The following is a 23476-nucleotide window of genomic DNA, read 5'->3' as shown; positions in this document are numbered from 1 at the left end:
CCTGACAGGTCCATAACGCCGTCCAGCGCCGTCGCATCCGGCAACTGCCTGCTGCCGGACATGAGTTCCGGGAACGACGGCATCATGCCCGTGTCCCGTCGCGAGCGCAGAACCACCCGTCCGGCATGCTCAGGCACCAGGGCCCGAAAGCCACGGGTAGTGAGTATTGAGCAGGCGCCGAGGGCGGGCTACGCCATCGCGGCCGACTCACCTGGAGGTGGTGGTGGACCGCGGGACTGCGGGGTCGTCCGGGGCCGGGGCGGGTGTCGCGCGCCGGTCGCGGTGAGTGAGGCGCCGGTCCAGCAGCGTGCTCGCGACCGCCGCCAGGGCGAAGGCCGCGCCGACCCAGCCGATGCCCGACAGGCCCGGGGCCGCGTCGATGACTAGGCCGGACACCCAAGGGGCAACGGTGATGCCGACGTTGAAGGCGGCGATGTTCATCGCGCCGCCCAGCGTCCTGGTCTCGCCCAGGATGCCGAACACCCGGGTGTTCACAGCCGGGTTGGTCGCGAAGCCTCCGGCTGCGAGGAGCACCGTGAGCGGAATCACCAGCGAGGGGATGCTTGCGGCCGGCGTGATGGCGGCGGCCACGACCGCGGCAGTGCCCATACCGGTCACCAGCACACCGAACGGCGCCCGGTCGGCACTGCGGCCGCCCACCGTGAGGCCGACCAGAGCCCCCACCCCGTACAGCCCGAGCACCACCGGGACGAGCCTTTCGGAGAGACCCGTGACGTCCTGGAGGAGGGCTCCCAGGTAGGAGAAGACCGCGATGGTGGTGGAGACGGTCAGCGAGGTGGTGGCGTAGGCGACCCACAGCCGGGGCACGGCCAGGGAGCGCAGCTCGACGCGCAGCCTCAGCCGCTCAGCTGTGGTGTCGCGTCCGGCGGGCAGAGCGAACAGCACCGTGACGGCGGACAGCGCCGTCATCACGGCCACCGCCCAGAACGTTCCCCGCCAGTCCGCGTGCTGGGCCAGCAGCGCCCCGGCCGGCACTCCGAGGATCATGGACAGGCTCAGCCCGGACATGACCACGGACATGGCCTTGCCACGCCGGTCGGCGGAGACCAGGGAGACCGCGGCGACCGAGGCCAACGCCCAGAACCCCGCGTACGCCATCCCCGTGACCACCCGCAGGACCATCAGGAAGCCGAAGTGGGGCACGAGCGCGGCAGCCACGTGCCCGGCGACGAACACCGCTTGAAAACCGACCAGCGCTTCGCGGCGGGGCAGCCTCAAGGTGGCCAGGGCCAGCAGCGGCGCGCCGGCCACCATCCCGGCGGCGAACGCCGAGACCAGCAGACCCGCCTCGGAAAGGGAGACGTCCAGATCGCCGGCCATGGACGGCAACAGCCCGGAGAGCATGAACTCCGAGGTGCCCTGGGCGAAGGCGCCGAACCCGAGGACGTACGCGATGAAGGGCATGGTGGGGGTGCTCCCTACGTCGGGACTGCCTTGCTCTCCAGGTTCACGCCGTCGCGGGGCGGGTCGGCCCGCGAAAGTGGCTCAGCCGAGCCCGGGTCCGGCTGGGCCACCCTGGGCCGGGTGATCGGCGCGGCGCGGGCGAATACTGAACTGATGGAGCAGAACGCTGAACTGGGAGACTTCCTTCGCGCACGCCGGGCGCGCCTGAGCCCGGCCGACGTGGGCGTGGCCCCGGGCGGCGGTGTGCGCAGGGTGCCGGGCCTGCGGCGTGAGGAGGTCGCGCACCGGGCCGGCGTGAGTACGGACTACTACACACGGCTCGAACAGGGCCGCCACCCCAACGTCTCCGAGGCCGTCCTGGACGCCGTGGCCCGTGCTCTGCGTCTGGACGACGACGAATGCGCACACCTCCTCGATCTCGCCCGGTCCCGCACCGCGCGCCCCCGGCGCCCGGAGCGTGTGCAGCGAACACGGCCCGAGGTCCATCGGATGCTGGACGTTCTCAACGGCGTCACGCCCGCCTTCGTCGCGAACCACCGGCAGGACGTGCTGGCCGCCAACCAGCTGGCCCGCGCCCTGATCACCGACTGGGACGCAATTCCGTACCGCGAACGCAACTTCGCCCGCTACGTCCTCCTCGACCCCGCCGCCCGCGAGCTGTACACGAACTGGGACGAGGTGGCGGAACGCGTCGTCGCCGATCTGCGACTGGTGACCGGGCGCCACCCCGACGACGCCCGGCTGAACGAACTCATCGGTGAGGCGATCGTCAAAGTCCCGGAGGTCGCCACCTGGTGGCACAGCCACCGAGTGGCCCTGTGCGCCCACGGAACACAGCGCTTCCACCACCCGGTGGTCGGCGAACTCACCCTGCACCACGAGACGCTCGCCCTGCCGTCCGATCCGCACCAGACCGTGTGCGTGTACACCGCCGAACCCGGCTCCGCCCAGGCCCTCGCCCTCCTCGCCAGCTGGAGCGCCCCCGACGCCACCTGCGGCCACGACGCGTCCCGCGCCCTCGGGGCGGACGACGTCGTCCGCCCGGAGTGACGCGCGCGGCTGTGCCCGGTCAGCCGGGCGTGTACTCGAACCGGCGCGCGTGCGCCTCGCCGGCGTCAGCAGGAAACGGCACTGATGACAAGGGCGATGGTGAGGGAGATCCAGGGGATGCCGTACTTCAGAGGTCGCGCGGATAGGCGGATGGTCATGGTCGGCGTTGGGGGCGTGCATCCCAGCGGTGGCTGGTCCATGCCCGTCGGATCAGGCTACGAACAGTGATGACGGTGTCGGCGAGGTCGAAGAAGGCTTCGATCACGCTGGTCCGACGTGAGTAGCAGCGGGCGAGCCGGTGGAAGGCGTTTTGCCAGGCGTAGCCCTCGGTCATGCCTGAGCGCTTTATGCCCTGCTTGCCCCGGTCGACCGGTGAGCGCCCGGCCGCTTGGCCGCCCAACCAACGCCCGGCCTTGAACGTGACCCGAAGCCGCCTCGGACGCCTCACCCGCCAAGACTTCCTCACCCAACCCGGACGAGGCATCTACCAGAAACGGACCTAACGCCCCCTCGGGGGCTTTTCGAGCATTGCCCTGAACTGGACCGCACCCACGATCTGGTCCGTCAGTTCGCTGCCATGCCCGACGCCCGCGACGCCGCCCCGCTGCCGGACTGGCTCGATCGACTTACAGTCGCTCGCCTCCCGGCCCTGGCCAGCCCACCCACGCGATCCGTGAGGACCAGCCCGCAGTGGTGGAGGGCACCACCACCCCGTTCAACTCCGGTGTCAACGAAGGCTGCATCACCGACCTGAAACTCCAGAAACGGATCACGGCCAGACGCGCAGGGATGCCGCTGCTACGCCAGCGCGTCATCCTCATGGTCTTGCTCCGACGCCGCTACCCGTGACGGAGCGCCAGAGGCACACGGTGGCACATTCCAGCTTCACGAAAATCTTGCCAGGGCGACATCAACGTGTACGCCGACGGGAAGTTCAACCGCGCGGGCCGAGCGCCTGAACCGTGCGCTGAAGAGGGTCATCCGAAAGGTGGCCACGTCGTCCTGCTGGACGGCACCCTGATCCGCACCCGGCGCCGCACCGGGAAAGACCATCGGCGCCACTACAGCGGGAAACACAAGGTCCACGGTGCGGGCGAGATGGGTCTGCTCAATGAAGAGGAGTAACAGTGCTGAGAGACGAGAACCTTGGGCTCTTGGAGGAGCTTGAGCTGTCGCCCGCCGAGCGAATGCTGTGCCAGGCATATCGCAGCGGCACCGCCTTCGACGGTGGATACGGCGGCCGGACCTCCACGGCAGTGGTGGGAGAGGAGCAGCAGGGGCAGGAGGTGCGGGGGCTTGTGATTTCTTCCCTGCTGGTGGCTCCGCCGCCCGCCCTGCCTGGGAAGGCCGCAGCACTTCGTATGGTCGGAGTCCGAGTGAGTGGGGATGTCAACCTGTCCAACGCCTCCATCGCTGTACCTGTGGAGTTCCGGGACTGCCGCTTCGACCAGCCGATGAGTCTCGTTGACTGCGCAGCACGCGCACTGATCCTGGACGGCTGCCAGCTGCCGCTGGTGGACGGCCGTCGGCTCACTGTCCAGCAAGCCCAGGCAGTCCACGACCTGCCCTTCGCGGCCCGCCACATTCTTCCCGCCGTCCCGGCCGACACCGTCGGGGCCGACGGTGTCGGCCGCCCACAGCGACTGCGAGTCGACGATCGCCGCCGTCCGCGGGCGGCTGCAGGCGTACACTGCTGGCAAATCACCTTTTAAATTATTTTAACCTTGTAATTCTGGCAGGGGCGTAGCCAGAACCGTCGGATCCGGCGTCCGATCTGCCCGCAAGGTCCGCAGTGAGTGGCCGTCGGCAACCTTAGGAGGGCGCGCGCGGATGAGATAGGCGCCAGGAGGAAGATTTCTCGATGACCCGGCCTGATGACCCGCGTACCGCGGCGGCCCGGATGTTCGCCGAGGCCGGCGCGTTCGGCGAACTCCTGGCCGGGATCGACTGGGCGGCGACACCGCTCGGGCCCTCCGAGTCCTGGCCGGGGCCCCTGGTGGACACCCTGCGCCTCATGCTCACCTCTGAGCACGGGATGGCTCTGTACTGGGGCGCCGAATTCGTCACGCTGTACAACCTGGGCGCCGCACCCATTCCCGGCGCCAAACACCCCTGGGCGCTCGGCAAACCCTACAAGGAGGTGTTCCCCGAGGTCTGGGCCCCTGTGAGTTCCCACTTCCACTATGTGACCGACACCCGCAAGCCCCTGCTGATCCCGGATGAGCCGCTCATCATGGAGCGCCACGGCTTTTTGGAGCAGTGCTACTTCGACTCCTCCTTCCAGCCCGTGCTGCTGGACGACGGCACCGCCGGTGGCGTGCTGCAGATCCTCACCGAGACCACCGGCCGGGTGCTGGGCGAGCGCCGGCTGCGCCTGCTGAGCGAGACCGGCGCCCGCACCGCCGGGCTGCCCACCCCGGACGAGGTCGCCCGCGTAGTCGCGGAGGTGCTGGGCTCCTATCCCGAGGAGATCCCGTTTCTGGGCCTGTACCTGGCCTCCGGGCCGGGGATGCTGCGGTCGGCGGCCTCCGCCGGGCTCCGGCCGGCGCCCGAGGCTGTCTCGCTGAGTGCGGCCGACGGGTCAAAGATCGCGACCCGGCTGGCGCAGGTCGTCGCCGACGGCGCCCCTGCCACGCTGCCGGCTGCCGCGCTCACCGGCGGCAACACCGCCGGGCAGCACGCCGCGGCCTCCCGGCTCCCGGTCGAGCAGGCGCTGGCTCTGCCCCTGGACTGTGCGGGGCAGGTGGGAGGCGTCCTGGTGGTGGGCGTCAACCCCTGCTACCCACCGGCCGGGGCCTACCGGGACTTCTTGGAGGTGCTCGCCGCCGCCGTGGCCGGGGCGCTGACGGCCGCGCTCGCCCACGACGAGCAGCGGCGGCGGGCGGAGGCGCTGGCCGAGCTGGACCGGGCCAAGACCACCTTCTTCGCCAACGTCAGCCACGAGTTGCGCACCCCGCTCACCCTGCTCCTGGGCCCGCTCCAGCAGGCCCTGGCCGACGAGGACCGGCCCGAGCGGCGCGAGCAGCTGGAGCTGGCCGAACGCGGCGCCCTGCGCCTACTGAAGCAGGTCAACACCCTCCTGGACGTCGCCAGGGCCGAGGCCGGGCAGATGCACCCGGCCTTCGAGCCGGTCGACCTCGCCGGTGCCACGGCCGAGCTGGCCGGGGTGTTCCGCTCCGCCTTCGAAGCGGCCGGGCTGACGCTGGAGGTGGACTGCCCGCCGCTGCCCAAGCCGGTGTCCCTGGACCGGGAGATGTGGGAGAAGATCATCCTCAACCTGCTCAGTAACGCCCTGAAGTTCACCTTCACCGGCGGCGCCCGGGTGCAGGTGGCCGCGGCCGGCGACCGGGCCCGGCTGACCCTGACCGACACCGGCACCGGCATTCCCACTGACGAGCTGCCGCGCCTGTTCGAGCGCTTCCACCGGATCCGCGGCGCCCGCTCCCGCTCCCACGAGGGCAGCGGCCTCGGCCTGGTGCTGGTGAAGGACCTGGTGGAAGCGCACGGCGGCACCGTCAGCGTGGACAGCCGGCCCGCTCAGGGCACCACCGTCACCGTGGACCTCCCCTTCGCCGCCGGGCCCCGCCCGGCCCCGCCCGCGGCCGGCGCAGGATCCCCCAGCGAAGGCGGAGGCGGCCGGCCCGGTCGCGCAGCGGCCTATGTGGACGAGGCGCTGGGCTGGCTGGCGGCCGACCCCGTCCCCGCCGCCACCCCCGCGGCAAGCACCCCGCACGCCCCCGCGACCCACGATGCCCCCCACGGCCCCGGCCCGCACGAAACCGACCGCCTCCACCCGGCCCGCCTGCTGGTCGTCGACGACAACGCCGACATGCGCGCCTACCTCACCCAGCTCCTGCAGCCCGACTACGACGTGCTGCTCGCCGCCGACGGCCAAGCCGCCCTGGACTTGGCCGTGGCGCAGCCGGTGGAACTGGTGCTCAGCGACGTGATGATGCCCGGCATGGACGGCTTCGAGTTGGTCCGGGCGCTGCGCGCCGACCCGCGCACCGCCCGTCTGCCCATCGTCCTGCTCACCGCCCGCGCCGGCGAGGAGGAAGCCGTGCAGGGCCGACAGGCCGGCGCCGACGACTATCTGGCCAAACCCTTCTCCGCGCGCCAGCTGCTGGCGCGCGTCCGCACCGGGTTGGAACTGTCCCAGCTGCGTGAACAGGTCCTGACCGAGACCCGCAACCAGCTGGCCGTGCTGGCCACTCTGGCCGACACGGGCCTGCGGCTGTCCGCCACCCTCGACCCGGACCAGATACTGCAGACTGCCGGACAGATCCTGCTGCCCGACTTCGCCGACCAGATCAGCATCCACCTCGCCGCCGCGGCACCCGCCCCGGCGCAGTCGCCCCCGACGTACATCGCAGGCACCCCTCTTCTTGCCCGCGAGGCCCTGGCCACCGCCGCCACCCACGCGATCAACGGCACTGCCCCAGCCCCAGCCGTCCCGCACCCGGCGCCCGCCGCCGTGCTGGCCCTGCCGCTGCACGCCCACGACCAGACACTGGGGGCCCTGGTACTGGTCCGGCACACCGGCTACTCCGCGGTCGAGCACAAGTATCTGGAGAACCTCGCCCACCGCCTGGCCCTCGCCTACGACAACGCCACCCGGTACCACAACGAGCGCCGCCTCGCCCTGACCCTGCAGCGCGCCCTGCTGCCCCACAGCCTGCCCCAGGTGCCCGGGGTGCGCCTGGCCACCCACTACCGGGCCAGCAACCGCGGCGCCGAGGTCGGCGGCGATTGGTACGACGTGCTCGCGCTGCCCGATGGTGCCGTGGGGCTGGCCATCGGCGACGTCATGGGCCACGACGTGGAAGCCGCCACCGTGATGGGCCAACTCCGCTCCGCCCTGCACAGCCTCGCGATGGAGGGCGCCAGCCCGGCCCAGGTGCTGGCCAGGCTGGACGCCTACCTGCAGTCGCTCGCCACAGACCGCTTCGCCACCTGCCTGTACGCGGTCTACAACCCACACCGCCACGGCCTGCGCTACGCCGCCAGCGGGCACCTGCCGCCCCTGCTGGTAGCCGCCGACACCGCCTACCTGGAGCTGTCCCCGGCGCTGCCGCTGGGACTGGGCGGCACCCCAGTCGACCGCGAGGTGGCGTTCCCGCCCGGCACCAGTTTGCTGCTATACACCGATGGCCTGGTGGAAAACCGGGCGCTGTCCCTGGACGATTGCCTGGCGGCCCTGCGCCAAACCTGCGGCGCACTGCCCGCCGCCGCCCGCACCGACCCCCAGCAGATCACCGAACGGGCCCTGGAGCTGCTGGACACCCCCGACCGGGTCGACGACGACAGCGCCCTCCTCGCCGCCACCGCCGAACCAGCGTGTCGAACCGGCGACCCGCAGGCTGACGGAAGTGCCAAACAAGCGACCGCTACTGCTCGTAGTCATTGCTAAGGAAGCTGCGGATTTGCCAATCCACTGCTGACGAACCGTCTTCATTGCTCTGGGGCCAGCAAGTTCCTCGGGGGGCCCGTGCTGAGAACGTGCCTCACGTGCCTGGAGACAACCATGCTGTCCCACTCGGACCGACACTTGACAGCTATAGATAAAGATGGACGCCCGCGGGGAACACCAGATCTTCCACCAGCTCAGACAGCACGCGGCCGACCGGATCACCATCGTCGTGACCCACCGCCTCGACAACGTCCGCATGGCCGACCGCGTCATCGTGCTCGAACACGGGCGGATCCGCGAACAAGGCACCTTCGACGAGCTCATCGTCACCGAAGGCAGCCTTCTCGGCGAACTCCACGCACTCTCCAAAGACCGCTGACCATCCCCTCCCACCACGGGGTGCCGTGCCGTCGCCAGGCAACGACACCCCGCCCCGCCGCTGATCCTGCGGCGACTGACCTGCCTCACCGTGCGCCCGTCGGGCGGTACTGGACGCGGCCGCCCGCGACCGCGCCTTCCCCGATTTCGCCAGGGCCATCGAGGTCGACCGCGCCTCCGACCTCGCAGCCCGCGTCGTGGCCGCCGCATCCGCCGACGCCACCTGGCTGCCCTGCGCGTCCTGCCCGGCGGCCAACGCAAACCTGGAGGCGAGATCACCTGAGCCTCAGGCTTCGTCTGGCAACGGCCCAAGCCGATATGCCTGTCTGATCAAGTCGCCCAGTTGTCGACGTGCATCGCGCAGTGCAGCCAGGGTTGTCTCCAACTCCCTGGCTAGCCTCTCCACGACCTCCGTGGGCGTGTCCGGGCTGGACAGCGTGGCCGGCAGGTTCCTGGATTCTCCAAGATCCATCGAGCTCGCCCATCGACAGCCGACTCAAAGGAATCCAGAAGTCCTGGACAGTACAGCTTCATCATGTTCCGCGGGCTTCGGCGCGCGCCTTGATGGCGGCGGGACCCTTGCCATCGCTGCCACCAGGGCGCCTGGTTCTGCAGAATCTCGTCCGTGTCACGCCTCATGGCGTCAACGAAGAGGACGTGCTGGTCACGGCCTGCTTGATACACGGTGCCCCTGGGGAACGCCACACGCCCAATCGGATTGAAACGGCTAGGGCGCACCACACGTGGCCGATCACCATCAAGAGTCCGCCGAACAACGGCGTTGGTCTCCTCTGCGACCTCACACCACTCATCGAGAATGACATGCAGTTCCATGAGTGCTTCCCGGGCATCCGGCCACACAGGCGACGAACCAGAGAGGCCGCGGAGTGCTGACACCACTCCTGTGCTGGTCCCCCGGTTTCTGCCTGCCGCTCCGGCGCTGCCAGAATGCCGGGTCACCGCTCCGCGCGGAAGAGAACGGGTCTTCGAAGCTGTCAGCTACGCGAAGCATCAGTGCGGGCCAGCCTCCATCTGCTCACATTGGTGGTCGGTAAACAGGACCACGATGTTCTGATGCCGTTCGACAACTCCCTCGATGGCATCGAGGACGGCGACAGCCAGGTCAATCAGGCGCTCGGCATGGTCAACCTCGCGGCGCAGGGGGAGTGGTTCGACGCCCCTGATCCTGAGCAGGCCCGAGATCCCGCCCCCGGTTTCTGTCACGAGTGATGAGACGCCGCCATTGACCGCTCCTGGGCACAGCCCACGCCTGCTACCACCCTGCTACCATGAGGTGTGACCACGAAAAAGCAGACGCAGGTCCGGCTGGACGAGGACGTACTGGAGGCCGGCAAAGCCGCCGCGCGCTCTCGTTCGCTGGACTTCAACAGGTACGTGGAGCGGCTCATCATCGAGGACACCACCGGCGCCCGCGCCGCCGGCATGGCGGCCGCCCAGCGGCTCATCGATGAGCATGGCGGCTTCCTCGATGATCTGGAGCAACAGCTCGACGCCCCGTACGCCGAGCCGCAGCGGGGCGCCGCCGCGTGATCCTGCACGTCGACGAATCCTGGATCCTGGAAGTAGCGGAGCGGGCCGGGCACCGCGATCCGGCCGCCGACGACTACGGCGTGCCCATCGCAGCCGTCGCCCGTCACCGCGGCGAACTCCTCGACACTCCCGTCTACGACGGAGCCTTCGCCCGCGCCGCCGCCCTGGTGCACACCCTGGGCCGCTGCCGCTGGCTGGAACGCTCGAACCTCACCGTCGCCTGTGCCGTTGCCGTCATGTATCTCGAGGCCAGCAACATCCCCGTCGACCCCACCCGCGAACAGCTCACCGCACTCGCCCACGAGCTGAACAATCCGCGCTGCACCGCCGACCGGATCGCCTCCTTCCTGCGCACCTGGAAACCCTGATCCCGGACGAGCGTTGATCGCCTTCAGGCCCGGCCTACTGGTGAGCAGGACGAGAGGCATGATGACCTTGTGCCCTGTCGTTCGTGGAACCGCCCCGGTGGCGGTCCACCCCGCTCTGGCACGGCCACCGGTCTGGCTGTCGAATATCACCTCGGCCTCAGGGTCCCTCTGGTGAAGACGTTCTGGATCACCGCGGCGGCAGTCCTGTGGGGTGCTGGTACCGGCCTGCTCATACCCCGCGCCGTGCACCGGCTTTCCGTGCCGCCCGACGAGCCATGGCGATCCGCGTGTCCCTGCCGGACACCTCTTCACCGGGGCCGGGAGGGAAAGGCTGGGGCGGGCCCGATGCGCTGACGGTGACGCCTACGGGCCGAGCGCACTCACCATCTCCGCTGTCACGGCTGCGGTCTGCGCCGTCCTGGCGGCCGCCACCGGCGCCCGCCCCGAACTGCTGGTCTGGCTGCTGATCGCCCCGTTCGGTATGTTGCTCGCCATCGTGGACTTCACGGTGGAGCGGTTGCCCGACGTTCTCACGCTGCCGCTCGCCGCGATCACGCTGAGTCTGCTTGGCCTGGCGGCGCTGATGCCGGGCACCGACGGAAGCTGGACGACCGCGCTGCTCGGCTCCCTCACGCTCGGCGCCTGCCATGTGCTGCTGTTCCTCATCAGCCCCAGGGGCTTCGGCTTCGGCGATGTGAAGCTCGCCCCGGCGCTCGGAGCCGTCCTCGGCTGGTACGGCTGGGGAGCCCTGCTCATCGGCACGTTCGCTGCATACCTGCTTGGTGCGCTGTACGGCGTCGGTCTCGCCCTTGCGCGCCGCGCCGACCGCAAGGCGATGATCCCGTTCGGCCCGTTCCTCATCGCCGGAGCGTCCGCCGGAGTGCTCCTGGGCTCCCTCGTTCTGTGAACGAGGTTGCCTCACATCACCGCCTGCGCGCTCTCGGCGTGCTTCACGGAGAAGGGACGCCTGCTTATCGACGTCGAGGATCCCTCTCCTGGTTTCCCCGACGCGCAGGCGGCCCTGCGCGGAGAGAAGGGCAGCGGTTTGCGCGACGTACGGCGGCTCGGCGCGGGGCTTGCCTGGTTCCTCGCGGCCGACGGGCGTACCAAGACGGCGCCTACTCGCCACCGGGGCAGGGAATCGCATGACCTGCCAATGTCAAAAGTTGGCGTAGTTCGATGCACCGTTGAGTTCGGGTTGAGGCGGTTCAGACAGAGCCGCCGGGGGAGTGTTGGATCGCCTGGATCCCGACGAGATGCGTTGTTTCGCAGTCACAAGGAGTTGGGGGAGGTCAGCGAGAGCGGGACATGGCCCGGGGCCGGGCCGTCGCAGGGTTCACGGTGTCGCCTTCAGCTCTGCCCACACGCTTTTGGCGGAGGGCTGGTGGCTGGGGCGGGAGCGGAGGAGGTCGAAGCCCCACCGGTTGGCGAGGGCGTCGATGAGGAGGAGCCCGCGTCCGCAGAGGGCGTCCTCCGAGGGGTAAGCAGTGCCGGATGCCGGTCGGGGGAGCGGTCGGTGACAGCGAGGTACACCCGGTCGAGGGCCGGGCGGTTCACCGTCAGGCGGATCCTGGGGCCGTGGGCGTGGCGCACGGCGTTCGCCACGAGTTCGGACATCACCAGGGCGGCCGTCTCGGCCTCGTTGTCCAGGCCCCACATCGCCAGAGCGACGCGCGCAAGCCGCCGAGCCTCCTCGGCCGTCTCCGGGGCGTGGTCGGCGGTCAGCCGGTAGCCGGGATACCCCTTCATCCGGGGCCGGGGCCGGGGCCGGGGCCGGGACCGGGGCACGGTCATGGTCGTCACGACCGCCCACCAGCGATGGGCCGCCCACGCAGAAGGCCGGGATACTCATGGAGGGTGAGCAGGGCCCGGCACTGGATGGCGAGGTCCCAGACGCCCCGAGGTGAGCCGGCGATCGGCTCCTTCAGTATGTGGCGGGTGCGGGTGAGGACGCGCCTGGCAATGCGCTGCTGTGCACCGCTCATGCGGGGCTCCATCCCGGCGAGTTCGGGCACCAGGAGCTCGATGTGCCCGCGGAGCAGACCACCGAGCCTCTCCACGTCGTCTCCCGCCGGGAACCGCGAGGCCGACAGAACCGCTTCGTACGACTGCCGGATGGTGTCGGAATCGACGGGAACGTTGCAGCCGGCGCCCGCGCCATCGTCCTGGACGCCGATGACCGCGTCCTGCTGCTGCGCTATGACGAGAACGGCGGCTTCTTCTCTGCACCAGTCAAGCCAGCCAGCGCACCGGTGACCTTCGGAACGCGCTGAGAAGCTGTGTCATCCTCTTTGTGCAGGTCAGGGTGGCGAGGTGTGGCGGGGTTGACGACGGCACCGTTCGGGGCTTCGAGCTGGCTCGCCAGCTCCTGGCGGGCGGTCGACGTCCTCGCCTTACCCGATGCGTACCGGTCGCTCCGTGCGGGGCGCGGGCACGACGGCGAGCGCTGGACCCTGCTTCCACGCGCGGCCGGGGAGCCGGTCGGCGGGGACGGGGATCTCCAGGTCCTCGCGGAGGGCGGGGACGAGGACGAATGCGCGGGGTGTGGTACTTCGCGGCGGTCTTCCCGCCCCACGGGTGCGGCAGGTGCTACCGGCGGGCACGTCACAGTTCGGGCAGTCGTAACCTTCTACCACCAATAGTGCCTGATCGGGCGTGAGGTCCACGATCGGAGGCGTCGCGAATTTACGGGTTGCTTCCGGGGCTCTCGCAGAACTCTCACAGATGGTCAATTATGAGAATCGGGCGGGAGTCGATTCCCCCTGAGCCAGCGTCGGACTGCCTCCGCCTCCTCCTCACGCCCGAGCCTCTCCAGCAGATCCGCCTGGAGGCCCAGCACAGCATGAAGCCGCGGGAGTATGGACGGCATCGTGGCAACGTGACGGCGGAAAAGCTCCACAGCCTCTCCCGTCGCGCGTAGCGCCCTGGAACGATCCCCCTCCATCGCCAGAAGTCTCGCGTAGACAGTCAGCGAGTGCGCGAGGTTGGGTTCGTAGGCGGCAGGGTTACCCGCCGCCAGACGGTCGTGAATCCTAACTGCCTCCTGGGCCACGGTGAGGGCCTCGTCCCGTCGCCCCATCTCCGCCAGATGAGCGCCGAAGCCGGACAGGGAGTACGCGAGGTCGGGTTCGTAGGCGGCTGGGTTGCCTGCCGCGAGCCGATATCGGATCTTCACAGCCTGCTGGGCCACGGCGAGGGCCTCAGCCCGGTGTCCCTCCCCGGCCAGCCGGTAGCCGTAGTTGGACAGGGAGCGTGCCAGGTCGGGCTCGAAGGCGTCCGGGTTGTCCACCGCCAGCTGGGTGTGGATCTGCACCGCTCGCTCAGCGGCGGCCAATGCCTCACCTCCGCGCCCCGCGCCCGCCAGCCGGTTGCCGAGGTTGGACAGCGAAATGCCGAGGTAGGGCTCGAAGACGGCCGGGTTGCCTACCGCCAGCCGGTCGTAGATCTGCACCGCCCGCTCGGCGACGGCCAATGCCTCGTCCCGTCGCCCCATGTCCGCCAGATGAGTGCCGTAGTTGGACAGCGCGTGTGCGAAGGCGGACTCGGAGACGCCAGGGGTGCCCGCCGCTAGCCGGTCGTAAATCTCAATCGCCTCCCGGGCCACTGAAAGGGCCTCGTCCCGTCGCCCCATGTCCGCCAGATGCGTGCCGTAGTTGGACAGCGAGACCGCGAGGGCAGACTCGCAGACGGCCGAGTTGCCAACCGCGAGCCGACGTCGGATCTCCACCGCCTGCTCGGCGGCGGCCAGGGCCGCACCTCGGCGCCCCTCGTCCGCCAGAAGGTTGCCGAGGTTGGACAGGTAGAGCGCGAGGTTGGGCCCGTAGGCGGGCGGGTCGCCCGCCGCGAGTTGCTGGTTGGCATCAACCATGGCGGCGGTGAGCTGAAGGGCGAGGGGGCCGATGATGCGGGACGGGTAAGGGAATGCGTCTGTCGCGGTCTGGAGGGCTTGGTAGGCGAGGGGGGCAGTTTCCAAGGCCTCGCCCAGGGTGCGTAGGACATGGGCGCTGTCGGTGGGACGGTCGGCGTTGTAGTGGGCGATGGCGGCACGGGCCAGGACGGTGATGAGTTGAGCCTGTTGGCCGGGTGCTGCCGCGCCGAGAAGAATGGGCAGGGTAGGCAGCGTGATGTTGTGGTTGGTGAGGGTGTGGGAGGCGTGGAACTCGGCGATGCGGTCGGGTTGGAGGGAGCCCCAGTAGCGGTCGCCGTCGGGCGGGTACAGGGAGGCGAGCCACTCGGCGGCGGACTGCGTCAGATGGGCGGGCAAACCGGGCAGGGTTGTGATGACGCGCAGGGCCTCTTTCTGCGTGCCGGCTCCGCACAGGGCGGCCACTGCCACGGCGGCGCCCAGGGTGGGGGCGGGCAGGTTGAGTTCGTAGGCGGGCACCTTCGCACTGGTTTTCCAGAAGCGCTTCTCGTGTAGGAGGAGAATGCTCTCCAGCGGGGTACCGGGGGCTGCCTCGACAGGCTGCGGTCCGTGCTGCAGGAGGCCGACCAAGGCGGTCATCTGCAGGGTGAGGACATTGTCGTAGCGGTAGTCGTGCAGGTCCGCGGGGGGCCGGAGCGCGGCGGCCAGGGATATCCAGTCGTGTGCGGGCAGGTCAAGCAGCGGGAGCAGGCGGGCGAGGTCGTGGGCGGCGCGGTGGAAAGCGTCGTACCGGTCCCGGGCGGGCTGGCTGGTGGGGATGAGCGGGGCGAGCGGGATGGGCGGGGCACTTTCGAGGAGTTCCCGCACAGCGGGGACCGCCTCGGCGGAACCGGTGCGCCATAGGCCGTCGGAGCGGGCGAGCAGCAGCACGCGCACGCGATGGCGGGAGCGGTGCAGGTGGGCGATGAGGCTGGAGACCAGGCGGGGGCGGGTCTCGGCATAGTCGACGACCAGGAGCAGGTCCAGAGATGTGGCCAGGGTCGTGAAATCGGGTGGGACGGCGCCCGGGGCGAGGTCGTCGGTGAGGTCGGAGCGCAGATGCCCGGTGACCCAGCCGCGCCAGCCGAGGGTGTCGGTGAGGCGGCGGGCGAGGCGGGTCTTGCCCTGTCCTCCAGGTCCGGTCAGCACACGTACCTGAATGGCGGGCGGGCCGTTCTCGCACCACGCTTGCAGGTCGGCGAGTTCACTGCCGCGGCCCTGGAAGTCGACGGCTTCGGCGTCGGCGCGCAGAAGAGCGGCGGGGGAGGGGAGGCTGCGGTCGACGGCGGCATCCTTGAGCAGGTGGGCAGGTTCGACCGGTTCGAGGACGGGTTTCCAGCCCGTGTGCTCGGTGATGAGCGTGCGGAAGGCTTCGTCGGCGAGGAGATGGGCTGCGGGGGTGGCGGTCAGGCGGGTGCCGCCGAGGTCGGCCTGGCGGTCGCGGCGCACGACGCCGCACAGCAGGTCCTCGCCGTAGCCTTCGTCGGCGAGGACTGCGGCACCCGAGATGCCCGACCAGCGGCTCCCGCCACCAGTGATTTCGGCCGCGGCGAAAGTGGGGTCGGTGCCGATGAGTTCGTAGCGGCCCGCCAAGGAACCAGTCCCTGGGGCGATATCGCCGAAGAACTGCTCGTCCCACCGTCGGCCGTCTGTGGCGTCCTTCTGCATACGGGGGAAGCCGGTCGCGGCGACCTGCCGGGGGCGGGTTCCGATGATGAGGCCGTAGCGCTGGGGCGGCCGGGTGAGCAGATCACCGAGGGACTGCGGTACCTGCCAGCCATGGTCGTCGGCGATCTCGACCAGCGCGGCGTCCACGGCGTCGTCCGTGCGCTGCCAGCGCACAACCGCAGGGAACTCCTGCTCACCGGCGTCGGGCAGGGTTACCGTCACCGGGCTGTCGGCATGCGGGTCCAGGTGGTCCAGGACGTGGCCGGCGGTCAGCACCAGCCGCGACGCGACCAGGTAGCCCGAGCCGAACCCCCTCTTCCGTTTCCCCTTCTCCAGCCGGTCCACCCGGATCTGCACCCGCCGGTCGATCTCCACCAGCCGCCCCAGCTTCCTTGTCGGTGTCTGCGGTACGTGTCCGGAGGGTCTACTCCTCGTCGCTGACGTCGAGGTCGCCGCCGCCGGGCCGGTGCGGGGTCAGTTTCACGGTCACCGTGTGGGTGGCCTTGCTGCCGCTCTCCTTCTTCCCGCCCAGGCTGATCACGCTCCACCGCAGTCCGCCGTCGACGCCCTTGGTATCGGTCAGCTCCAGGCCGAGTTCCAGCGTGATCTCCCCCAGCGTGAACAGCACCGCCCGGTGGCCGATGCCCGCAGGGCTGGCGATCCGGTCCTGTGCCTCGGCGATCTGATCCCGGAGCAGCGTGATCGCGTCCGCCAGGTCCATCCACTCCTGATCCGAACCGCTTGCGTCGCCCACCACAATCCCCCTCTTGTTCACCCCGCCTGCTGCCGTACGGCAGCAGGCGTATCCGGCTACACGCATTCTCCCGGCACGAACCAGCGGAAACCATGACGAGAGCGTCGTATTTTCGAGAACCTGACACGGCCCCGGACCGAGGGGTGAGCCGTTGTTCCTACACGCCGTGCTCCGTCTCTGCGTCGGCATCAGCCGGATCAGCCGGGTCGCAGAACTCGGCATGGCCGAGATAGCGCCAAGCTGAGTGAGCGCTTACCCGGCCAGTTCGATCGGTGTGGTGGGCGGGCCGCTTCGGAGGTAGTTGATGATGAGTTTCGCGAGGCCGAGCGGATAGATCGTCTGAGCCGTCTCCTGCATCTCGTGCAGACTCCACCACTGCCAAGCGCGGATGTCGTCAGGCTGGCTGGCCCGGGCCGGGTCGATCGCTACAGCATCCACGACGGCCACGAAGTATTTCTCCACCTGCCGGGCCGCCTCGCCTCCGACAAGGTGGTCCTTGATCCGGACCGCCACCTCGGGCCCGACCTTCACGTCGATCACCCCGAGCTCTTCCTGCAATTCCCGGTGGGCAGCATCGAGGTGGGTCTCTCCCCGCTCCAAGGACCCACCAGGCACCGCCCAAAAGCCCCCGTTCCCCTCGTATCGAAGGAGAAGGACGCGATCTTCACGATCCAGGACGATGACGCGGGCCGCCTCTCGAAGGCGTGGTGTGGACATGCCTCCAGCTTCACAGAGAGCACCGCCGACTGTGGTCAGTCTCGGCGAGCGGCCGCAGGGCTCGGTAGGCCGAGGTCGACATGCTGGCCGAGTCGCTGGGACCTCAGGCCCTCGATCCGTTTCGCCTGTAGAAACGACATGGTCAGATCAATGCCTTCGATCTCGCCGCGCCAGCCTTCGCGCTCGGCCCGCTCGCGACGCTGCTGAAGATCTATTTCTATTTCATCAAGCCGAGGAATCATTTTTGGGCTAATTTGCAACATTGGACAACGAATACAAGCATGCTCATGCGCACACGGTGTCCCGTATGGTCGGCCGCAGGATCCGAGCTCAACCTTTCTCTTGTCGAAATGCTCTTCGAACTCGTCCCATTCCTCTCCCGTCGCGGCTCGGTACTCTTCTTGAGGCCGAAGGGTGCGGCGACGCAGGAGGAATTCTTGATAGTGCCGCACGACGTCCTCGTTGAAGACGGTGACGTATCCGCGTGTCGTTTGAAGATTGAGATGTCCGAGTAGAGCTGCGCCGATGTGGATGGGTAGGCCGCTGTTCACGAGTTCCGTCGCGAACAGCCTTCGAAAGTCATGCGGCGTGAAGACCAACCCATGGAACCCGACATGCTGCTCAGCCAGGGCTTCGCACCGTCGGCTCAGGAGTCTGAGGACCCGCTGAGGGCTGATGACCGCCCTGGTGCCGCCCCTCTGTCGCTGGAACAGGAAGGGCATGGGTGCGGACCAGGTCTTTTCATGCTGGTCGTAGCGGCTGAGTAGAGGGATTTTCCTGCTGTGGCGGGTGAGCCGCCGGATAATCGCGGCGATGACATGGAACAGCTCCGCTGACATCGGTATGACGCGTTCACGATCGGTCTTTGACGGGGCTATCACCAAGAGTGCGATGAACTCGCCGTTAGGTCGTTGGTACTGACGTACGCTTAATTGTGAGAGTTCGACGAGTCCTTCTCAGTTCGTTCCTGGAGACGACGACAGCGAGCGCCGAACCCGCGCAGGTCGCCGCGCGAGATGGGGCACGGGGCCGCCCAGGCGGCCCACCGCTCGGGCTCTTCCACGGCCCAGCTGTGCAGGTCCAGGTAGAAGGAGCGGACCTGCAACAGGATGTGCTCGGCGTCGGTGCGGGGCTTACCGTTCTCACGGAGTCGCAGCTCGGCCTTCCACTGGGCGTAGACGGCCTGATCGATGTGAAGATCGTGCTGGCCCGGGTTGATCGCTTCGATCTTCCGCCAGAAGGTGTGGGCGATGGTCCTGGCGAGGTTCTTCAAGGTGCTGTAGTCGACTTCGCTCGCCCGGCGAGTGAGGTAGTCGATGATCAGTTGCCGTACCGGCCCGCTGGCGATCGGTCGGAACGCCACCAACTCTTCGATACTGCGCTGGCCAGGCAGGAGGAGCTCCTTCATCCTCGGAGGAGTGCCATCGGGGAAGTGCTCCATCCGGTGCAGCACCTGCCATGCCACTTGGCCCTGGTGGCGGCGTGGATCGCCGATGTTCGCGGTCGTGAGGCCGAGCCGGCGGCATTCCTGGGAGTGATACAGCATCGCTTCGGGGCTCAGGTCGGCGAAGGTGAGCCCGTGGCAGGTCAGGGCGAAGGCCACGTCGAACAGGGCGTGGTCGCGGTGGACCTGGCTCACCTCGTGCCGGCTCACGGCAGCGACGAACTGGCTGCACAAGCCGCTGCGCTCGGCGGCGCCCTGGCCACGCGGTAGCGGGCGGGGCTCGTTGGCGGAGGAAGGTCACCTCGCCGAGGCCGTGGAGAAGACCGTCGGGTCGCACCACCGTGCATCCGATCCGCCTTCGCGACAACCACGATCACCGAGCCGGCCCCGGCCGACCGCGCGCTGGTGGGCCTATGGAGATCGTGACTCTGCGTGGCCTGGCATCAGATCCGGACGCTACCGAGGTCCTGATCGGTTTCCATCGCCTTGAGGCCGGTCGTCGCGGTCACTGTTCGGCGGCCTCCCGGGCGATCTGCTCGAACTGGGCGCCCATGGCGTCGGCCAGCGCCTGGGCGGCGGAGAGGGGGCGGACCATCACCGTGAAGTCGTCGATCTTGCCGTTCTCGTCGAAGTGCAGGAAGTCGCAGCCCTGGAGCTTCTTGCCGGCGACAGTGGCGGTGAAGACGAAGGCGTGGTCGCGGCCGTCGGGGTTGGCGATCTCACGGATGTAGGTGAGGTCCTCGAAGACGCGGGACACTCCGCGCAGAATCGCGGCGGTGATCGCCTTGCCCGCGTACGGCTTGAAGGCCACGGGGCTGGTGAAGACGACGTCGTCGGCCAGCAGAGCGGCCACGGCGTCCATGTCATCGTTCTCGACGGCTTTGCGGAAGGGGTGCATCAACTCGCCTCGATATTAAACGAATTTAGTAGGTGCCATGGAGGCTAGAGGACGCATCTGTGCCATGTCCACAGGTGAGTGCGGCCATCGTTCACCTCGTTGACTACTCACTGCGGTGCTAGCGTGCGGCCATGGCTTTGCGGAACGCGGTGATGGCCGCTCTGTTGGAGGGTGAGGCGTCCGGCTACGACCTCGCGAAGGGGTTTGACGCGACGGTCGCCAACTTCTGGATGTCGACGCCCCAGCAGCTCTATCGGGAGCTGGAGCGCATGGAGGCCGAAGGACTCGTCACGGCCCGCGTCGTCGAACAGGAACGCCGTCCCAACAAGCGGCTGTTCTCACTGACGGCGGCCGGGAGGGAGGCAGTGCGTGCCTATACCGCCGAGCCCTTGGGTAGACCGGCCGTGATCCGGGACGAGTTGCTGGTCAAGGTGCAGTGCCTGGACGCTGGCGACAGGGAGGCCGTCCGTACGGCCATCACCGAGCGCATGGAATGGGCGACCGCCAAGCTCGCCCGATACGAACGACTCCGGCAGCGTCTGCTTGACGGGCGCTCGGAGGAGGCGTACTTCGCCGAGGCCGCACGTATCGGCCCGTACCTCACCCTGCTGCGCGGGATGTCCTTCGAACGGGAAAACCTCCGGTGGGGCGACATGGCACTGCGGATGCTCGACCAGCGCGCGACCTCGCTCCGGGTGGACAGCTGACCCGCGAGACGGCCCGCGGAAGATCCCCGTCTGATGTGATTATCAACCACCTGCGATGCGGCCACCCCGGCCCGAACGGGGCCGCAACCCCGTACCCGGAGTGCGGCCCCGTTCGGAGCGCGTGACCAGCCTGCTGAGGCCGAATGCGGTCGCCACCCGCAGGTCGTGGATGGAGCCGCCGCTGGCGGTGACGCACACTCAGCGGTCGCTGTAGTCGCGTTTCTACGGCTGACCGCCGAAGTTGATCTCGGGGTAGATGCACACGTAGCCGGACGGGCAGTCGATTGCGGCTTGCATCCGGCTGGGCGTGCTGGAAGCGGAGGCCGGAACAGCCATGGGGCAGAGGGCCAGGGCGGCGATGGCCGCGGCACGCATCACATTTTTGATCACGCACTACACATACTGGCGCCGCGGGCTGGAGCGGCAGGTTGCCCCGCCAGTTCACTCCACCGGAGGAACGGAGCTGTGGATCGAGTGACGCGTCACGGCGGCGCAGACCTCACCACCCTTTGCTGTAGCAGGCGGACCGCGGTGACGACCGCGTATCGGGTTGTGGTGGCCAGGCGTTTCGTTTCGCCAGTACGACTGATGCGCACGGCCGGGTGATTCTGCGACTGCTCACCCCTACGGCGGGGCTGGTGGCGGTTATCAAGGGTGGGTGATCAGAACCGTTGCGCGCGCCTTCGCGGCTGTCGCTCTCGCTGTCCTGCCCACCTTCAACGCCGTCCCGTCGCTCAGGCCGCCAGCCTCGTGGCGCCTGCCTACACCCTGCCACTGGCCAACGCGGTGAACACGCTTCCCGTCGCCGCGGAGGACCGCGCGGGCTACGACGGGGAGCAGTCCTTCGGCGGTTGGATCGACGCCGACCGGGATGGCTGCAACACGAGGGCCGAGGTGCTCCTGGCCGAAGCCATAGAGCCGCCGCCGAGGACCGGACGCTGCACCCTCACCGGAGGCCTCTGGTACTCCTGGTACGACAACACCGACGTCACCAAGACCGACATCGACCACGCGGTGCCGCTCGCTGAGGCCTTCGACTCCGGCGCCTCGCAGTGGACCAAGCAGCGCCGCGTCGACTACGCCAACTACCTGGGCGATGACCGTCATCTGGTGGCGGTCAGCCAGCGTTCCATCCGGCAGAAGTCCGACCAGGACGTGAGCACCTGGATCGTGCCCGACAACCCCTCCCAGCGCTGCCGCTACCTCTCCGACCAGGTCGGCATCAAGCTCGCCTGGGAGCTGACCGTGGACCCGGCAGAGCAGGCGGCAATGCGCCATATCGCCGCGGAGTGCCCGGACACTGACGTCACCGTCAACCCCGTCCCCTGACCAAGGTGGTGCGCGGGGCCCGCGCCCGCAGTGAGCGGGCCCCAGGGGGCCGACTCGTTGGGAGGGTCGGGCGGGGCAGTTGGCCCAGCGCTGGCAACAGCCATCTGGGCTGTGGACATCAATTCTGCGGACTGGCATCGCGTGAGAGAGAGGACGAGCCGTGCGGCGTGGACTGATCGTGGTGGATGTGCAGAAGGACTTCTGCGAGGGCGGCAGCATCCCGGTGAAGGGCGGCGCGGACCGCGCGGCGGCCATCGCCGACCTAGTTCGGCGGTCGGCGGGCAGCGCGTACGCGCAGGTGGTCGCCACACGCGACCACCACATCGACCCGGGCGGGCACTTCTCCGACCGTCCGGACTTCTCGACCTCGTTCCCGGTCCACTGCGTGGTGGGAACCGAGGGAGGCGACTTCCACCCCCACTTCGCGCCCGTCACCGCGGACGGCACCGTCGACGAGGTGTTCTACAAGGGTGCCCACTCGGCCTCGAAGAGCGGCTTCGAAGGATCGACCGAGGGCGGAATCCCGCTTGCCGACTGGCTGCACGACCGCAAGATCGCAGCGGTGGACGTCGTGGGCATCGCCACCGACCACTGCGTGAAGGCCACCGCGCTGGACGGCGTCCGTGCCGGCTTCGCCGTCCGTGTCCTGCTCGGCTACACCGCCGGCGTCGCTGCCGACACGACCCGCGCGGCCGTCGACGAGATGAAGCGAGCGGGGGTGCATCTGACCGGCCATCCGGTCGTACTCTCCTGATCGACGAGCACCGCGCGCCGCCTGGCAGGCGGTGTTTAAGCTGCCTGCCAGGCGGGTTCGGTGGTTCTGTCACCCCGGCCGGTGCGCCCAGTGTCCTCGAGGACGCCGTGCAGGCGGGTGCATTCCGCGCAGTCTTTGGTGCCGTGGGCTTCTTCGCGGGCGTGGTCGGTGCCCGCCGCTGCCGCCTGTCGGCCGGAGCGCGGACGCGAAGAAGCACGGGCAGCACCGTTGCAACGGCGGCGGAGTGGGCGAGTTCCCGCCCGTGCCGTGGGTGTTCACCGCAGCGGCCCCGACCCGCCAGGGGCGCCACACTCACCGCGGTGTTCGTGCTGTCAGAGACTGGAGAGGCTGCCGAGGAGTGGGTTCCAGCCGGGGGCCCAGGCGGTCCGGCTGGGCTGCCGTTTGTTGTACGTCTCGGTGCTGAAGCTGATGTGGAAGGTGTCCAGGTGACCGTCCGCGTTGCGGCCGAGGACGGCATCGCTGCTGAGGCCGCTGCCCAGAGTGGTCCAGGCGCTCCAGGTGCTGTTGGGGGCGTCCTGCTGGATGCTCTCGCAGGTGTTGTCGGTCGCACGGATGGTGACCACGAGCCGCTTGTCCTGGCCCCAGTGGATGTGGGGTCTGCTGAAGACTTTGCCGCCGAGGGAGGCCCAGTCGTCCCAGCCGCCGTTGGGGCTGGTCTGCCAGATGTGCTGAAGGCTGCCGTCCATGCCGGGGGCGAAGACTTCCAAGCGTCCGTCGGCGTTGGCGAAGACGCCGGGTTCGCCCTGCATGTATCCGCCCAGGGAGGCCCAGTCGCTCCAGGTGCCGCCCGGGCTCTGCTGCCGGATGCGGCGCACGCTTCTGTCGGGGCCGAGGATGAAGACTTCCAGGCGTCCGTCGGCGTTGGCGAACACCGAGGGACAGCCGCTGACGGCGCCGCCGAGGGAGTTCCACCCCGCCCACCCGCCGTTGGGGCTGGTCTGCCAGGTGTGTTCCAGGCCGCTGGTGCCCGTGACGAAGGCTTCCAGCCGCCCGTCGGCGTTGGCTTAGAGGTCCTAACAAAGGCGTTTGACGTGGCGGTGGGTGATGAGGCAGGTAGCGAGGCCGAGGAAGGCTTCGTGGATGTCGTCGCGTCGTTCC

General features: G+C 69.0%; 22 protein-coding genes and 3 pseudogenes. 13 read left to right on the top strand and 12 right to left on the bottom strand.

The window, feature by feature from the left end; all coding sequences use genetic code 11:
• Window positions 1-207: 207 nt before the first annotated feature.
• The gene (locus AB0959_RS18365) at window positions 208-1425 is read right to left on the bottom strand and encodes a Cmx/CmrA family chloramphenicol efflux MFS transporter (protein WP_366827448.1); all 1218 of its coding nucleotides are present in this window, start codon (window positions 1423-1425) and stop codon (window positions 208-210) included.
• Window positions 1426-1578: 153 nt separating this feature from the next.
• Between AB0959_RS18365 and AB0959_RS18360 the strand changes: the two genes are divergently transcribed.
• Entirely contained in the window at window positions 1579-2475 is an 897-nt protein-coding gene (locus tag AB0959_RS18360; RefSeq protein WP_366827447.1) for a helix-turn-helix transcriptional regulator, read from the top strand.
• A 154-nt stretch (window positions 2476-2629) separates the two neighbouring features.
• Here AB0959_RS18360 and AB0959_RS18355 read toward each other — a convergent pair.
• Window positions 2630-2872, bottom strand: a pseudogene (locus AB0959_RS18355) (IS5/IS1182 family transposase); the annotation flags it as partial.
• A gap of 293 nt (window positions 2873-3165) precedes the next feature.
• Between AB0959_RS18355 and AB0959_RS18350 the strand changes: the two are divergent.
• From AB0959_RS18350 to AB0959_RS18315, 8 genes and pseudogenes are all read left to right on the top strand, one after another.
• Window positions 3166-3324, top strand: coding sequence for a hypothetical protein (locus AB0959_RS18350; protein WP_366827446.1), 159 nt, complete (start codon window positions 3166-3168; stop codon window positions 3322-3324).
• A gap of 278 nt (window positions 3325-3602) precedes the next feature.
• Entirely contained in the window at window positions 3603-4187 is a 585-nt protein-coding gene (locus tag AB0959_RS18345; protein ID WP_366827445.1) for a hypothetical protein, read from the top strand.
• Window positions 4188-4336: 149 nt separating this feature from the next.
• A complete protein-coding gene (locus AB0959_RS18340; RefSeq protein WP_366827444.1) occupies window positions 4337-7885 on the top strand; it encodes a SpoIIE family protein phosphatase in 3549 nt (1182 codons plus the stop codon).
• A gap of 154 nt (window positions 7886-8039) precedes the next feature.
• Window positions 8040-8264, top strand: a pseudogene (locus tag AB0959_RS18335) (ABC transporter ATP-binding protein); the annotation flags it as partial.
• 1073 nt (window positions 8265-9337) lie between these two features.
• The gene (locus AB0959_RS18330) at window positions 9338-9493 is read left to right on the top strand and encodes a hypothetical protein (RefSeq protein ID WP_366827443.1); all 156 of its coding nucleotides are present in this window, start codon (window positions 9338-9340) and stop codon (window positions 9491-9493) included.
• A gap of 66 nt (window positions 9494-9559) precedes the next feature.
• Window positions 9560-9814: a hypothetical protein gene (locus AB0959_RS18325; RefSeq protein ID WP_366827442.1), complete on the top strand. Its 255-nt coding sequence runs from the start codon at window positions 9560-9562 to the stop codon at window positions 9812-9814.
• Entirely contained in the window at window positions 9811-10182 is a 372-nt protein-coding gene (locus AB0959_RS18320; protein ID WP_366827441.1) for a fic family toxin-antitoxin system, toxin component, read from the top strand. The genes AB0959_RS18325 and AB0959_RS18320 overlap by 4 nt, the downstream gene beginning before the upstream one ends.
• Window positions 10183-10353: 171 nt before the next feature.
• Window positions 10354-11089 (top strand): annotated as a pseudogene (locus tag AB0959_RS18315) (A24 family peptidase).
• Between the two features lie 443 nt (window positions 11090-11532).
• On the opposite strand, the gene AB0959_RS18310 reads toward AB0959_RS18315, so the two are convergent.
• Together AB0959_RS18310 and AB0959_RS18305 are read right to left on the bottom strand one after the other, a co-directional pair.
• Window positions 11533-11976 carry an ATP-binding protein gene (locus AB0959_RS18310; RefSeq protein ID WP_366827593.1) on the bottom strand — a complete coding sequence of 148 codons (444 nt, stop codon included), beginning with the start codon at window positions 11974-11976 and terminating at the stop codon, window positions 11533-11535.
• A 5-nt stretch (window positions 11977-11981) separates the two neighbouring features.
• Window positions 11982-12242: a hypothetical protein gene (locus AB0959_RS18305; RefSeq protein ID WP_366827440.1), complete on the bottom strand. Its 261-nt coding sequence runs from the start codon at window positions 12240-12242 to the stop codon at window positions 11982-11984.
• Between AB0959_RS18305 and AB0959_RS18300 the strand changes: the two genes are divergently transcribed.
• The gene (locus AB0959_RS18300) at window positions 12210-12455 is read left to right on the top strand and encodes a hypothetical protein (protein ID WP_366827601.1); all 246 of its coding nucleotides are present in this window, start codon (window positions 12210-12212) and stop codon (window positions 12453-12455) included. The two genes, AB0959_RS18305 and AB0959_RS18300, sit on opposite strands and share 33 nt — an antisense overlap.
• Window positions 12456-12910: 455 nt before the next feature.
• Here AB0959_RS18300 and AB0959_RS18295 read toward each other — a convergent pair whose 3' ends face one another.
• The 6 genes from AB0959_RS18295 to AB0959_RS18270 form a co-directional block, all read right to left on the bottom strand.
• Complete coding sequence (locus AB0959_RS18295; RefSeq protein ID WP_366827439.1) at window positions 12911-16129, bottom strand: tetratricopeptide repeat protein; 3219 nt, start codon at window positions 16127-16129, stop codon at window positions 12911-12913.
• Window positions 16130-16178: 49 nt separating this feature from the next.
• Complete coding sequence (locus AB0959_RS18290) at window positions 16179-16508, bottom strand: trypco2 family protein (RefSeq protein WP_366827438.1); 330 nt, start codon at window positions 16506-16508, stop codon at window positions 16179-16181.
• 252 nt (window positions 16509-16760) lie between these two features.
• A complete protein-coding gene (locus tag AB0959_RS18285; protein WP_366827437.1) occupies window positions 16761-17225 on the bottom strand; it encodes an NUDIX domain-containing protein in 465 nt (154 codons plus the stop codon).
• A 35-nt stretch (window positions 17226-17260) separates the two neighbouring features.
• Window positions 17261-18064, bottom strand: coding sequence for a site-specific integrase (locus tag AB0959_RS18280; protein ID WP_366827436.1), 804 nt, complete (start codon window positions 18062-18064; stop codon window positions 17261-17263).
• An 89-nt stretch (window positions 18065-18153) separates the two neighbouring features.
• Entirely contained in the window at window positions 18154-18879 is a 726-nt protein-coding gene (locus AB0959_RS18275) for a hypothetical protein (RefSeq protein ID WP_366827434.1), read from the bottom strand.
• 295 nt (window positions 18880-19174) lie between these two features.
• Window positions 19175-19567, bottom strand: a complete 393-nt coding sequence (locus AB0959_RS18270; protein ID WP_366827592.1) for a nuclear transport factor 2 family protein — start codon at window positions 19565-19567, stop codon at window positions 19175-19177.
• A 131-nt stretch (window positions 19568-19698) separates the two neighbouring features.
• Between AB0959_RS18270 and AB0959_RS18265 the strand changes: the two genes are divergently transcribed.
• The gene (locus tag AB0959_RS18265; protein ID WP_366827433.1) at window positions 19699-20274 is read left to right on the top strand and encodes a PadR family transcriptional regulator; all 576 of its coding nucleotides are present in this window, start codon (window positions 19699-19701) and stop codon (window positions 20272-20274) included.
• Window positions 20275-20496: 222 nt separating this feature from the next.
• On the opposite strand, the gene AB0959_RS18260 is transcribed toward AB0959_RS18265, so the two are convergent.
• Entirely contained in the window at window positions 20497-20664 is a 168-nt protein-coding gene (locus AB0959_RS18260) for a peptidase inhibitor family I36 protein (RefSeq protein ID WP_366827432.1), read from the bottom strand.
• Window positions 20665-21024: 360 nt separating this feature from the next.
• Here AB0959_RS18260 and AB0959_RS18255 point away from each other — a divergent pair, with 360 nt between their 5' ends.
• Together AB0959_RS18255 and AB0959_RS18250 are read left to right on the top strand one after the other, a co-directional pair.
• On the top strand, window positions 21025-21603 hold the full coding sequence (locus tag AB0959_RS18255) for a DUF1524 domain-containing protein (RefSeq protein WP_366827431.1): 579 nt from the start codon (window positions 21025-21027) through the stop codon (window positions 21601-21603).
• Window positions 21604-21763: 160 nt separating this feature from the next.
• Window positions 21764-22357, top strand: a complete 594-nt coding sequence (locus AB0959_RS18250; RefSeq protein ID WP_366827430.1) for an isochorismatase family protein — start codon at window positions 21764-21766, stop codon at window positions 22355-22357.
• Window positions 22358-22689: 332 nt separating this feature from the next.
• Here AB0959_RS18250 and AB0959_RS18245 read toward each other — a convergent pair whose 3' ends face one another.
• Window positions 22690-23250, bottom strand: a complete 561-nt coding sequence (locus AB0959_RS18245) for a hypothetical protein (RefSeq protein WP_366827429.1) — start codon at window positions 23248-23250, stop codon at window positions 22690-22692.
• Between the last annotated feature and the right edge of the window lie 226 nt (window positions 23251-23476).

The organism is Streptomyces sp. NPDC046862 (assembly GCF_040704615.1).
Taxonomy (GTDB): Bacteria; Actinomycetota; Actinomycetes; order Streptomycetales; family Streptomycetaceae; genus Streptomyces.
Note: the sequence above shows the minus strand (reverse complement) of the source record. Positions and strands in the feature narration are given on the sequence as shown.